This is a genomic window from Gottschalkia purinilytica (assembly GCF_001190785.1).
Classification (GTDB): Bacteria; Bacillota; Clostridia; order Tissierellales; family Gottschalkiaceae; genus Gottschalkia_A; species Gottschalkia_A purinilytica.
Genome location: NZ_LGSS01000014.1, coordinates 30,478 through 45,069 on the forward strand (window position 1 = coordinate 30,478; position 14,592 = coordinate 45,069).

A 14,592-nucleotide genomic window follows, 5' to 3' on the forward strand; every position below is an offset into this window, starting at 1 on the left:
ATAACATTAGGATAGATTGATAACATATAAAATATTTATAAATATAATAAATACTAATAAAGAAGACAATCTTATGATTAACATATCTATTTATATAATATAAATTCCTATATTATATAAATAGATATGTTATAATTATTATTTATAAAAACAAATAATAATTTAAGAGAACAAAATATAAACAATAAAATATATAGTACTTTAAATATAGTTATACAATTATACTATTAAAGTAGGAGGTATTATTTATGAAAAAGATATTAGTTAGTATACTAAGTTGTATGTTAATAATAGGATTATCAGCATGTTCAAATGGAGATTCTAAAAATGCTATAGAACAAGGAAAAACACAGATGAACAATAGGGAGTATGAAAAGGCAGCATCATCATTTCAGTTAGCGTTAAATAAAGATGAAAACAATAAAGAAGCTAAAGAGCTATTAGATAATGTTGATAAATATATAAATGCTAAAAAATCATTAGATAAGAATGATTTTGAAAAGGCAAAAAGATTGGTAGAAGGAATAAGTGATAAGTATGGTGATTCATCTATGAAAGAGGATGTTAATAAACTAAAAAATGATATAAAAAATGCTGAAAATATTACAAATAAAATGAATCAAAATATAGGAAACCTAAAAGATATGATTGGTGATGAAAAGTTTCAAGAGGCTAAGTCTATAATAAAAGAATTTAAGGGTAAGAAATTAAATGATAAACAGAAAGCTAAAGTAAAAGAAATAACAGAGAAAGTAGAAAATGGTGTAATTAAGATAACGATGGATAAAAAAGGTGCAGAAGATATACTAAAAAAACTAGAAGAAATAAAGTCAATGGGGAATTAGAAAATATTATACATTGATTTCAAATACAGATTAAGAATAGAATGAATTGGAATTCTTAATTATAATTGTCATAAGAGCTATATAATAAGTGATATGTGCGCATCATAAAAATAAGATTTACTATGGTAAAATATAAACTAATCTATTTATAAATAAAGGAGTGATTATTTTATGGATTATGAAATGCTTCATACTTGTATAAGAGTAATGGACTTAGAGAAATCTTTAAAGTTTTACAAAGAAGCAATAGGTCTAGTAGAGAAAAAAAGAATAGACTATCCTGAACATAAGTTTACTTTAGTTTACTTAAGTGATGAATTAGGTCACTATGAATTAGAATTAACGTATAACTATAACCCAGATAAGCCTTATGAAATAGGAAATGGATTCAGTCATTTAGCAGTATCAGTAGATGACTTAGAAGGTTCTAGAGAAAGACATAAAGAAATGGGATATACTGTTACAGAATTAATGGGACTTCCAGATAGTCCACCTAAATATTATTTTGTAACTGACCCAGATGGATATAGAGTAGAAGTTATAAGAGCTAGTTAATAAATTGAAGTTTATTATAAATTATAAAAGACTATGAAAATATCTAATTTTCATAGTCTTTTATAATTTATACAAAACATTTAAACCTACATTAATTATTTGATATATTCATTTAAGAAAATAATTAATTTTCAGTAACTGTTCACGCCTTTTCTTTATTTCTTACTCATTAATATTTAGTACTTGAACTAAACTATAAGACGAAACTAAGTAAATAGTTTTACTAATATCTTTAGATACATATTCTTAAAATCGATAAACATATTAATTATGTTTATCATTTCAAATTTTCTCATAGAAGTAATTGATTAGAAAATAAGTTGAAGTTTTTATATAATTATATAAGCAATAGTTTTATTGTTTTAACAAGTAATACAATAGTAAATGCAGATTGAATAATTTGGGAATTTTGACTAAGATAACTAGTTAGCTAGATTAACTATATGGGGGGAGAGGGTTAATATGATTCATCAAAAAGATAAAATGACACCTAAAGAAAGACTTCAAGCATACTTTAAAAAAGAAGAAGTAGATCGCTTACCATTTACAATATCTTTAGGTGAGCCAAGTGCCAAGTTTTTAGGAATATCTTCTTTTGATTATCATCACAAAGCAGATTCAATAGTAGAAACAGAAGTATTTTGTTTTAATCGATTTGGACAAGATGGTATATCAGTTAGAACAGGATTACATGGGATAGCAGAAGCAATGGGAAGTAAGTTATCTTTTGCTGAAAAAGGATTAGCAGCAGTAGAAATACCGTTTTTATCACTAGAAGAAAACTTTCAGAAACTTAGACCAGCTGATCCACATAAAGATGGAAGATTGCCCATGTTTTTGGAAGCAATAGAAAGACTACAGGAGAAACTTGGAGATGTGGTACCTATTAGCGCTGGATTACCAGGACCTTTTACAACCCTTAGCTCATTAAGAGGACCAGAGATTTTGATGAGAGATCTTCATACTCAGCCAGAGGTAGCTTTTAAATGGATGGATATTATAATGGAAAGTTTTTATGCTTATATTGATGAGGCAGCAAAGTTAGGAGTTGGATTTAACATTTCTGAACCTGTGGCATCACAATCACTAATTAGCCCTAGGATGTTTAGGACGTATGTAAAACCTTATCTGAAAAAATGTGTAGATAGAATGATTGAAAAAAGTGGCAGAAAACCTTCACTTCATATCTGCGGACAGACACAAAAAATACTAAGAGATATGACTGAAACTGGAGTAGGAACATTAAGCCTTGATAATGCTGTTGATATGGAAAAAGCAAAGATAGAAGTTGGAAATGACATTTGCTTATCAGGAAATGTAAAGCCTGTTGAAACGATACTTCATGGAACAAAAGAAGATATATTTAATGAGGTAAAAGATCTTGTTAAAAAACTTCATGATAATCCTAAAGGATATGTCATAGCACCTGGTTGTCAGTTGCCAATGACAATTACTTTAGAAAAGATAGATATGTATGCAGAAGCAGCACGTAAGTTTGGAAAGTTTCCTATAGAATTTGATTTAGATTAAATCCTTTTAAGCGAATTATAGCTGTTTAAAAATTATAAATAGTTTACAAATAAAATTAATATAAGGGAGAAATATAATATGTTAAAAGAAAATTTATTTAATGATATTAAAAAATCAGTGGTTGATATGGAGGAGCAAGCAGTAGTAGATCTGTGTAAAGAAGCTCTTGATAAAGGTATTCCTGCATATGAAATAATAACAGATGCATTAATAAAAGGAATGGATGAAGTAAGTAGACTTTTTGAAGAAGAAGAATATTATCTTCCAGAAGTTCTAGTATGTTCAGATGCATTTAATAGTGGAATTGAGGTTGTAAAACCATATATTGATAAAAATAACGATGACAAACCTATAAAGGTAGTAATAGGAGTTGTTGAAGGAGATACTCATGACATTGGAAAGAACCTTGTAAAAATAATGATGCAATCATCAGGTTTTGAAGTTTATGATCTTGGAAGAGATGTACCACTTGATAAGTTTATAGAAAAAGCAGAGGAAGTAGAGGCAGATATAATAGGGATGTCAACATTAATGACTACGACAATGGAAGGCATGAAAATCGTAATAGATAAATTAGAAGAGAAAGGAATAAGAGATAAGTATAAGGTAATGATTGGAGGAGGTCCTATATCACAACATTTTGCCGACTCAATAGGGGCTGATCTTTATACTAAAGATGCAAATGAAGCTGCGAGAAAAGCAAGAGAATTAGTATGTGCTCTATAGTAAAAACTACATAACATTATTTACTTTTAGTTAATATATTTGTAGATAAATATATTTTACGTAATTGAAAATCAATATCACAAATGTTATTATAAAGTTAGTAAAATAATTTAGATATTTCGAACAAAGTAAGAGGAGAAATTGGTATGTTAAAAAAGGGATTACTTATAGTATTAGGCTTTATTTCTCTAGGTTTTGGCGTCATAGCTATATTAATACCTTTACTACCAACATTTCCGTTTCTAGTACTTACATCTCTATGTTTTATAAAGGGCTCTGATAGGGTTAATGTATGGTTTGAAACTACTAAAGTTTATAAAAAACACTTAAAGCCTTTTAAAGAAAATAGAGGAATGACATTGAAAACAAAACTAATAATACTTATATCAGTTTATATAGCATTAGGTGCTTTATTTATTGTCAAAGATATTTTACCTATGCGTATAGCTATAGTAATACTACTAATCATTAAAACTATAGTATTTATAAGGATAAAAACAATTAAGGAAGATTCAATTCTATGACAATAGTAAAAGACTATGAAAATTAAATTTTCATAGTCTTTTATAGTTTAATATAAGATATATGATTATTTAATATATTCATTACCAACTAGAATATTAGAAATTACATCTGTAGGAATCACAAATTCTACAACTCCCATATAACCAGGGGCTACATCATATTCGTTAAAGGAAATAACTAATTTCCCATCTTTATTTATATAGAAGTTTTGATCTTTAGCTATTTTTTCAAAAAGATCTATAGGTTCATCTTCTTTGTTGCCAGTGTCAACAAAATAAACTTTGCCTGTGTCTGATTTCATCTGTTCTTTCATTTGTTTCTTTATGTTTTCACTTATAACATTTACATAACTATTGTTTTTAAATAGACTTGGTAAAGTTATTAGAATTTGATTTCTTTTATCAATAGTATCATATTTTATTTCTGTTGATGATGAAGCCATAGTATTTGTAACATATCGTCCTACGGAAAGTATTCTTTCATTATCTGTTTTTACCTCATATCCTGCATCTAAACCTAAATTACCTTTTCCTTTTGACTTCAATTTTTCCATTTGAGTGATAAAGTCATCATATAACTTCTTATTTTCTTTAATATATTTTTCATTTAGGCTATTTTCTAAATCTTTATTTTCTAAATCAGATATTTTAGGCACTTTTATGTTTGCTTCAAAATTATCTTCTTTTATATTATATTCTGTAAAGTTAACTACTTTCACTAAGCTTTTTATCACTGGAATTTCTGATAAAGCATTTGCAATAGGTGGACTAGTATTAACAGCACCTGTAAATATAATAGCTGAAGCAGCTATTGCACCAATTAATTTAAATTTATTATTTCTTTTCATATTTTTCTTTCCTCCACTTTTTAAAGATTTTCTTACTATAAAGTCCAATTCATCAGGAATAGGTGTATTCATATATTCTTTTTTCAATTCGTCTAGTTTTCTATTATTCATATTTTCACTCCTAAAGATTAATCTTTCATACTTATACGCAATTTTTTAAGTGCAGAATATAGTCTAGTTTTTACGGTGCTTGTATTTTCTTTCAATATATCTGCAATTTCTTCTATTTTTAAATCCTCAAAGTATCTAAGAATTACTATAATGCGATAATTAGGAGGTAAATTATCTAATTCTCTTTGCAAGTCTATATTTTCATAGACATCATCTACCCCGTGACTATAAACATCTAAAATTTCTTCACTTACTATATCAACTTTTTTTTGTTTTCTTAAAAAGTCTAAAGAAGTATTTACTATAATTCTATAAAACCATGTTTTTATATATTTAGGTTCTTTAAGTGAATTTAAAGATGTTACTGCTTTGTAGGTAGACTCTTGTACAATGTCTAAAGCATCATCAACATTTTTTACATAGCTATATGCTAGCCTATAGCAATTTTCTTTATTTTCTAAAATATAGTCTATAACTATTTTTTCTAAATCTTTTTTTCTCATAAGACCAAAGTACTCCTTTTTTAGATACGTATCATAATCACCTTATACTATATAGACGCATGAAAGTAATAAAAAGTTTTAAAGTTTTATAAAAAATTTAAAATTTTTAGTATATAAATTTATGCTATAATATTGACATGTTTTAGGTTTTTAAATGAAAATTTAATTTTAACGATTATAATATCTGTTATTAAAGGAGCAGGGAAAATGATTATATTACTCATTGGCATATTAGCTACAATATATAGTTTTAAAATTATGAGTGATAGTCTTACTAGCAATAAGTTTTTTATCTCTAATAAGGCTTTGCCTGTATGTTCAATTCTGTTCCTTTTATCTTTTATAAGTACACAGATCGTATATAATTTTCTTTTATTAAAAATACTTTTAAGTAATATTATTGTATCTATTTATAGATTTTATAGCTTATCAAATCACTTCATAATTTCACTGTATATTATTTTTTTCCTTAATGCTTTAATTCTTGTTTTATATCATACCTTTAAGATAACAAAGATTTCTTTTGCAAGATAGTTGAAATACTTATTGAAATTTGACTATTTGCAGGAGGGATTTATTATGTCTAATAAACTATCTAAATTAATTGATTTCATACGAAATCTTCAAAATCCTATGGAATATGATTTAGAACCCTATAAAAAAGTTTTAGAAGAAATAAACAATATTAAATTAAGAAACTTGAGTGATTATCAGCTTAAAGAATTATCAATTAGACTTAAAAAACAAGCACGAGATGGAATATCACATGAAAAGCTTTTAACAGAGTCTTTTGCACTGGTAAGGGAGACATCACGACGTGTATTAGGAATGTGTCCTTTTGACACACAGATTATGGCGGGAATTGCTTTGCATAGAGATAAGATTGTAGAAATGAAAACTGGAGAGGGGAAAACCCTAGCTGCTACAATGCCAGCATATTTAAATGCTTTGACAGGTAAAGGTGTTCATATTTTGACTTTCAATGATTATCTTGCAGGTAGAGATGCAGAATGTATGGGACATATATATGAATTTTTGGGTCTTACAGTAGGACATATTAAAGAAGATATGGATATATATAAGAAACAGAATGCTTATTGGTCAGATATAACATATGTGACTACAAAGGAGTCAGGATTTGATTATCTTCGTGACTTCCTATGTATGGAAAAGGAAAAACTTGTTCATCGACCATTACACTATGCAATTATCGATGAAGCTGATTCTATCCTTATTGATGAGACACGTTCACCTCTTGTAATTGCAGGTAAAGTAGAGGAAGATGTAGAAAATCAAATTTATTTATCTGATATAGTAAGAAACCTTAAGCCTAATGACGATTATGAAACTGATAAATATAAAAGGGATGTATATCTTACTGATAAGGGACTTTCAAAAGTTGAAGATATTTTAGGATGCGATAACCTTTATCATTCTAAAAACTTAGAGTTGCTTACTAAGATAAATTGTGCATTACATGCTGAAGTACTGCTTAAAAAGGACAGAGACTATATTATAAGAAATGAAAAAATTGAAATTATTGATGAATTTACCGGTCGTGTAGCAGACAAAAGGCACTGGCCTCATAATATCCAAGTAGCAGTTGAAGCTAAAGAGGGAATTGTATCTGAATCAAATGGAATAATTATGGGATCTATTGCATTACAACATTATTTGAGTCTATATCCAAGAATATCAGGAATGACGGGAACAGCTAATACAGCAGCAGAAGAGTTAATAGAGTTTTATAATAAGGATGTGGTAGTGATACATACAAGTAAACCATGTATTCGTAAAGATCATCCAAACATGATTTTTGCGAATAAGCTAGCTAAGCAGAAAGCAATCGTTTCTAAAATTAAAAGAGTCCATAAGACAGGACAGCCTATTTTAATTGGTACAGGTAGTGTAGAGGAATCAGAATTGCTCGCACATAATCTAAGAGAGGAAGGTATAAACTGTCAAGTATTAAATGCAAAAAATGATGAAATGGAAGCTAAGATTATTGCTAGAGCTGGAGAAATAGGAGCTGTAACAGTATCTACCAATATGGCTGGTAGAGGGATTGATATAAAATTAGGTGGAGAAAAAGAACTAGATCGTGATAAAGTATGTACCTTAGGAGGATTATATGTAATAGGAACTAGCCTCCATGAAAGCAGAAGAATATACGATCAGTTAAAGGGTAGAGCTGGTCGCCAAGGGGATCCTGGAGAGAGTAGATTTTTTATTAGTTTAGATGATGAACTGATACAAAAATATGATGTATCGAAGTTGATTTCACATAATTATTCCCCAAAGCATGATGAAGTTGTTGAAGATCCTGTTATCCATCAACAGTTGGAAAGAGGACAGAGGATTATAGAGGGCTATAATTCAGATATGAGAAGACAACTGTGGAAATATTCTTTTATTATAGAACAACAACGACGTATCATCCATAATAAACGTCAAGATATTCTTATTGATAAGGTACCACTGAAGATATTATCAATTAAAGCTGCTGAACGATATGATTTTTTTCGTAGTCAAGTAGGGGAAGAAACATTAAGAAAAGTTGAGAAGCAGATTATTTTATATTGTATAAACAAATGTTGGGCTGATTATCTTGATTATATTTCTCACATAAGAGAAACTATACACTTAGTTGTAATAGGAGGAAAAAATCCTCTAGATGAATTTCGTAAAATTGCAATAGAAGCGTTTGATGAGATGATGAATAGAATAGAGCATGAGATAGTTAATACATTTCATGATGTTGAAATTAATGAAGATGGAATAAAGATAGATAAAGCGAGACTGAAAGTACCTTCATCTACTTGGACTTATCTTATAGACGACAGCCCAGATCAGTTTAGTAATCTTCCTCTTTTAGTAAAAACCGTAACTACTACTATTACTGGCACTCTTTTTTCATTACAGTCTATTTATAAACGTATTTTTAAAAAGAAGAAGATATCCAAGTAATTAAATATAAGGGTAATTTTATATTATAATTTAGATAATTCATCATGCTACATTAAAAGTGGCAACTTCTTGTATAAAACTATTAAAATAGTTTAGAAGAGAAAACTATGTGAGATTTAGAATTAGATATTTTATAGCATAGTCGGGAAAGGGGATAATGAGGTTTGCATGGGGGATATAATAACATATTCTTTAAAGCTGAATGATAAAACATCGTATGAATACTATATGAAAGTATCAACTTTTACTGACGAAGTAATGTTTAAGCTTAGTGAGTCCACTGATATATTAGTAAAAGATTTTCAAGATTATATAATAGAAAATGATTGTGAAGCTGTTAGAAGTAAAGATGAATATTCCTTTGAATTATTAACATTAGGCGTTTTATGGATAAAATATATTGATAAAGCTCTTATATTAGGAAAAATTCCAAAAGTGACACTTAATAAACTAGTAGATTTGAGAGGCATAGGTGGTTTTACAAAAATAGCAGTTGATTATATAAGGGGATTCTTAGGTAGATTATTTTTACTTAAAGAAAAAAGTCAACTGAGTCCAATAAATAGAACAGTTGAAAACATGAACAAGTTACTAGATTGGTTAGATGCAACAGGAGAGTTTAATCAAGAAATTAAACGATTAAAACATTGGCAAGACTATCTATCTAGTAAGTCAAAAGAAGAAGCTAGTAATATTATTTTAATAGCTTTAGATTTAGCAAAGTGGTTTGAATATAAAAGTAGAGATAGGCTGGGGTGCTTTACTGAAAATGTAGAAAGATTTCTTACAGGAACTTATAAAAGGCATAAATGGAAAGAAGACAATGTGTATTGTGGACGAAAAAGGATTGAGTATCACTTAAATATGGTAGGAGCAGAGATAATGAATAGAGTATTTAGAGAAGATTTTTTAAAAACTAAGGAAAAGATATTGCTTTTACCTGCATGTATGAGATTTCAATCAAAAAGGAATTGTAAAGCTATTGAAAATGAAGAAGGACAATTGTGTACTGGTTGTACGTCAAAATGTAAAGCAAATCATTTGATTCAAATGGGAAGAAAACATAACTTTAGAGTATTGATTATTCCTCATGAATCTACTGCATTTAAAAATACAAAGATTGAAAAAAATGAAAAAGGAATAGTTGGAGTAGCATGTGTTCTTGGTCTTATTTCAGGAGGTTGGAAAGCAAAAGAGTTAGGATTTGTTCCACAATGTGTTTTGCTTGACTATTGTGGCTGTAAAAATCATTGGCATGAAGAGGGGATAATCACTGACATTAATGTTCATAAGCTTATGGATATATTGAATATATCTAAAGCAGTTGAAGCAGAACATGAGTTATAACATTAGGAATGTAATTAGAATAAATAGTTATACAAATGTAAATATGATAAGGAATATTCCTTATCATATTTTTTATTATATATTACTTTAAGTTTCATCTTTGCTTGATAACTTTTAGTGAAATAATTCTCGTTATATATGGAGAATATTTACAAATATTTAAATAAATAGTATAATCGAAATAAATAAAATGGATGAAGATACTACTTGATAAATCTAGATTACAACTTAAAAAAGCATGAGTTTAGAACAAATGTTAAAGTTATTATACAGGGGTGAAGCTATAATGTATAAGACGTTATCACTTAAAGATGTGTGTGATTATGTAAAGAGTAATACAGATATTTTTAATGGAGATGATACATTAGAAGCAATTGAAGTAAGTGACGGAAATGTTAATTTAGTGTTTAGAGTAATGAATATTAAGGATAAATGTTCTGTTATAGTAAAACAAGCACTTCCATATCTAAAAATTGCTGGAGAGGATTGGAAACTAACATTAGAAAGAAACAAACTAGAGTCTGAATCAATGAAATTCCAGCAAAATCACTGTGAAGAATTCGTGCCAAAAGTATATTATCAAGATGATAAATATGCAACTTTTATTATGGAAGATTGTAGTGATATGAAAATACTAAGAACTGCAATGATGGACTTAGAAGAATATCCTAATTTTCCTAGTCAGATAGGTACATATTTAGCGAGAAATTTATTTTTTACTTCTGATTTTGGACTAGATGCAAAGTCTAAGAAAAAAATGATATCTAAATTTGTAAATCCAGATTTATGTGATATTACAGAAAGATTAGTATTTACAGAACCATATTACAATTGTGACTCGAATGATATTAATCCGTATATAATGGACAATGTTAAGAGAATCTGGGAGGATGAGAGCCTGAAATCAGAAATAGATATTCTAAGACATATATTTATGAATAAATCAGAAGCCTTAATTCACGGTGATTTACATACCGGATCAATTTTTATAAGTCATGAAAAATGTAAAGTCTTTGATAGTGAGTTTACATTTTATGGACCAATAAGTTATGACATTGGATTATTATATGCCAATATTATAATTAACTATTTTTATTGGGAAAAATCACAGAAACATAATGATAAGATAGAAGACTATAAGAAGCATTTACTCAGTAATATAAAAGAAATCTGGAGTAACTTTACAAGAGAATTTATTAAATTATATAAAAATAATTTGAAAATAAAAGTGTTGTCTAAAGAAAGATTTTTAGAATCATATCTAAAGAATGTATTATCAGAAACTATTGGATTTTGCTCATGTGAAATAATGAGAAGAGTTATAGGATTAGCGCATACTCAGGAATTGGATGTTATTACTGATAAGATAAAAAAAGCGAAATTCGAGAAATGTTTATTAGATGTAGCAGAAAAATTATTAATTAACAGAAATTCAATTGATATTAATGAATTTCTTGAAATTATATATACTGGTGAATTGGAACTAAGTGAATCTATAATATAAGAAAAAGCGTGTCTTAATAGACACGCTTTAAAAGCTCATTATAACCATTTATCAAATTTCTTTATATAAGCAACTTTAACTACTTGAGTTACTAAACAGTAAGCTAATAAGATTCCAATTAGCCAAGGAAAATAGCTTATTGGTAGAGCTTGTAGCCCAATTGATGATCCAAAAGAAGTAAAAGGTATAACTATACCTATAGCCATTATTAGTCCAGTAAGAGCTATTACTGGAGTAGAAGCTCTACTTTGAATAAATGGAATTTTTCTAGTTCTTATCATATGAACTACTAAAGTTTGAGATAAGAGTCCTTCAATAAACCATCCAGATTGAAAAAGAGATTGTACTTCTGGAGTATTAGCTTTAAATACATACCACATCACTAGAAAAGTTATAATATCAAATATAGAACTAATAGGTCCAACATAAATCATAAACTTTCCAATGTCATCTGCATTCCACTTACGAGGCACTTTTAAATAATCTTTATCCATGGTATCCCAAGGAATAGATATTTGAGATATATCATAAAATAAGTTTTGCACTAGTAAATGAATAGGCAACATAGGTAAGAATGGTAAAAAGATACTTGCTATTAAAACACTAAATACATTACCAAAGTTTGAACTTGCAGTCATTTTAATATATTTTATTATATTTCCAAAGATCTTACGTCCTTCTATTACGCCTTCTTCAAGAACCATCAAGCTTTTTTCAAGTAAGATTATATCTGCTGACTCTTTAGCAATGTCTACTGCAGTATCAACAGATATACCTACATCAGATTCACGTAATGCAGGTGCATCATTTATTCCATCACCCATATATCCTACAGTATGGCCTTTAGATTGAAGAACTTTTATAATTCTTGATTTTTGTACAGGAGATAATTTTGCAAATATATTAGTATTTTCTGCTATTTCACATAATTCTTCATCAGTCATATTTTCAATATCATTTCCTAGAACTACGTTTTTAACTTCTAGTCCAACATCTTTACAAATTTTCTTAGTAACTATTTCATTATCACCAGTAAGAATTTTGACTTCTACACCATGTTCATTTAGTGCTTTAATTGCAGGTGCTGCTGATTCTTTTGGAGGGTCTAAAAATCCAATGTACCCCATAAGAACCATATCACATTCATCTTTTACGCTAAATGAGTTTTCATCAGGTATATCATTTTTTTGAGCCACAGCAATTACTCTCATTCCATCTTCATTTAGCTTTTCAATCATTGTCATAACTTCTAACTTTATATCATCAGTTAGATTAACTATTTGACCTTGATATTCAGCTAAGCTACATATAGACAACATTTCTTCTACAGCACCCTTAGTGATAAGTTGTCTTTTACCTTCATCGTTTTTTAGAACTACAGACATTCTACGTCTAGAAAAATCAAAAGGTATTTCGTCAACTTTGACAAATTGTTTTTCTAAAAGATTAAAGCTTTTTTCCTTACCAAACTCTAATATAGCTAGATCCATAAGATTTTTAAGACTAGTTTGATAAAAGCTGTTAAGATATGCATGTCTTAGAACTCTGTCATCTTCATTTCCATGAATGTCTAAATGTCTTTCAACAACAATTTTATCTAGCGTAAGAGTACCAGTTTTATCAGTACATAATATATCCATAGATCCGAAGTTTTGAATAGAATTTAATCTTTTTACTACAGTTTTCTTTTTAGATAAAGCTACAGCTCCTTTAGCCAAGTTACTAGTAACTATCATAGGTAGCATTTCAGGAGTCAATCCTACAGCTATGGAAATTGCAAATAATAGAGAAGCTATCCAGTCTCCTTTAGTCAACACATTTATAAAGAAAACTATAGGAACCATTACTAGCATGAACTTTATGAGAAGCCAGCTTACACTATTAACACCTTTATCAAAACTAGTTTCACCTTTTTCACCAGTTAGAGATGAAGCCATAGATCCAAAATAAGTGTCATTCCCAGTAGCAATAATTACAACTGTTGCAGTACCACTAATTACATTAGTTCCTAAAAGACAAATATTATCAAGTTCTGAAATACTTAATTCATCAATGCTTTTATTCTCTTTAATTGATTCAAATTTCTCAACAGGCTCAGATTCACCAGTTAGAGTCGATTGACTAATGAATAAATCTTTGCAAGATATTATTCTAGCGTCTCCTGGAATCATATCACCTGCTGCTAGATGAACAATATCACCAGGAACTATTTCAGACATATCAATTTCTTTAACTCCAGTATCTTTTCTTACTACAGAAGCAGTAGTTCTTACTAGAGATTTAAGCTTTTCAGCAGCTTTACTTGATCTATCTTCTTGAATAAATTTTAATAGTCCACTTACTATAACCATAGTACTTATTACTATAACAGTCATCCAACTTCTATCTTCAGGTGAAGAAAGGATAACATCAGTAAAAAGAGATATTATAGCTAATGTTATTAAAATTATTGTAAATGGATTTATAAAAGATTTTATTAATTGAATATACCAAGGAGATTGTTTTTCATGGGTTACTTCATTTATTCCGTACTTTTCTATTCTTTCATTTGCTTCTTCAGAAGTAATACCATCTTTACTTGTATTTAATAGATTATATAAGTTCTTTAAGTTCATTTTACTAAAATTGATTAAGTTTTTAGTTAAGTTTTTCATTGTTCACACCTCCAAAAAGACAACAACAAACTAAAGGGTAGTTGTATTATTTTTTTGACCCTTTTAAAGTTATTAAATTTAGTTTTACCAGAAAAAATATTTTGATTAAAAGTTTTGAATAGATGAGTAAATGGGAGGTATGAAAGATTAATTGTAAAATAAAGATAAGATCTAAACTTTATGATGAATCTTTTATACCTCACGTACTCGGCCTACTACTATGTGTTTCCATACATTCCACCTCCAAAAGTTTAAAAATAAATAAAAAAGCCCTCACCAAAACTTGAATTTGATGAAGGCATAAAAATTCATATACACATCGTCCCGTTCAAGTTTTGGCTCTGCAAGGCAGTGAAATTGCATTAGGTTAAGCCTTGAGTTCGGCAGAACCTGCTAACCAGTTCAGAGTGTCTCCACTCTTTTACGGCAGCAACCCATATCCTTGTAGTAACCTCACCTACCGAGGTACTTATTCAAT

At 28.6% G+C, this 14,592-nt stretch carries 11 protein-coding genes and 1 riboswitch; of the genes, 8 read left to right on the plus strand and 3 right to left on the minus strand.

Annotated features, from left to right (window positions below; genetic code table 11):
* The first annotated feature begins 248 nt into the window (after positions 1-248).
* The 5 genes from CLPU_RS12705 (at position 249) to CLPU_RS12725 (ending at position 4,180) form a co-directional block, all read left to right on the plus strand.
* Positions 249-845 (plus strand): hypothetical protein, encoded by a 597-nt coding sequence (locus CLPU_RS12705; protein ID WP_050356049.1) that lies wholly within the window; start codon positions 249-251, stop codon positions 843-845.
* Positions 846-1,016: 171 nt separating this feature from the next.
* Complete coding sequence (gloA, locus tag CLPU_RS12710; RefSeq protein WP_050356050.1) at positions 1,017-1,400, plus strand: lactoylglutathione lyase; 384 nt, start codon at positions 1,017-1,019, stop codon at positions 1,398-1,400.
* Between the two features lie 462 nt (positions 1,401-1,862).
* On the plus strand, positions 1,863-2,930 hold the full coding sequence (locus tag CLPU_RS12715; protein ID WP_050356051.1) for a uroporphyrinogen decarboxylase family protein: 1,068 nt from the start codon (positions 1,863-1,865) through the stop codon (positions 2,928-2,930).
* A 78-nt stretch (positions 2,931-3,008) separates the two neighbouring features.
* Positions 3,009-3,656: a corrinoid protein gene (locus CLPU_RS12720; RefSeq protein ID WP_050356052.1), complete on the plus strand. Its 648-nt coding sequence runs from the start codon at positions 3,009-3,011 to the stop codon at positions 3,654-3,656.
* A 146-nt stretch (positions 3,657-3,802) separates the two neighbouring features.
* Positions 3,803-4,180: a YbaN family protein gene (locus CLPU_RS12725; RefSeq protein ID WP_050356053.1), complete on the plus strand. Its 378-nt coding sequence runs from the start codon at positions 3,803-3,805 to the stop codon at positions 4,178-4,180.
* A gap of 65 nt (positions 4,181-4,245) precedes the next feature.
* Here CLPU_RS12725 and rsiV read toward each other — a convergent pair whose 3' ends face one another.
* Together rsiV and CLPU_RS12735 are read right to left on the minus strand one after the other, a co-directional pair.
* On the minus strand, positions 4,246-5,139 hold the full coding sequence (rsiV, locus tag CLPU_RS12730) for an anti-sigma-V factor RsiV (RefSeq protein WP_050356054.1): 894 nt from the start codon (positions 5,137-5,139) through the stop codon (positions 4,246-4,248).
* Between the two features lie 17 nt (positions 5,140-5,156).
* Positions 5,157-5,642: a sigma-70 family RNA polymerase sigma factor gene (locus tag CLPU_RS12735; RefSeq protein ID WP_050356055.1), complete on the minus strand. Its 486-nt coding sequence runs from the start codon at positions 5,640-5,642 to the stop codon at positions 5,157-5,159.
* Between the two features lie 579 nt (positions 5,643-6,221).
* On the opposite strand from CLPU_RS12735, the gene secA2 reads away from it, so the two are divergent.
* The 3 genes from secA2 to mtnK all read left to right on the plus strand — a co-directional run bounded on the left by secA2 (position 6,222) and on the right by mtnK (position 11,460).
* On the plus strand, positions 6,222-8,609 hold the full coding sequence (secA2, locus tag CLPU_RS12740) for an accessory Sec system translocase SecA2 (RefSeq protein WP_050356056.1): 2,388 nt from the start codon (positions 6,222-6,224) through the stop codon (positions 8,607-8,609).
* Between the two features lie 168 nt (positions 8,610-8,777).
* Positions 8,778-9,956 (plus strand): DUF116 domain-containing protein, encoded by a 1,179-nt coding sequence (locus CLPU_RS12745; protein ID WP_050356057.1) that lies wholly within the window; start codon positions 8,778-8,780, stop codon positions 9,954-9,956.
* Positions 9,957-10,242: 286 nt separating this feature from the next.
* Entirely contained in the window at positions 10,243-11,460 is a 1,218-nt protein-coding gene (gene mtnK / locus CLPU_RS12750; protein WP_050356058.1) for an S-methyl-5-thioribose kinase, read from the plus strand.
* Positions 11,461-11,498: 38 nt separating this feature from the next.
* Here the strand turns inward: mtnK and mgtA are convergent, their stop codons facing one another.
* Positions 11,499-14,114: a magnesium-translocating P-type ATPase gene (mgtA, locus tag CLPU_RS12755; protein ID WP_050356059.1), complete on the minus strand. Its 2,616-nt coding sequence runs from the start codon at positions 14,112-14,114 to the stop codon at positions 11,499-11,501.
* Positions 14,115-14,425: 311 nt separating this feature from the next.
* Positions 14,426-14,586: riboswitch (M-box (ykoK) riboswitch) on the minus strand.
* Positions 14,587-14,592: the final 6 nt, after the last annotated feature.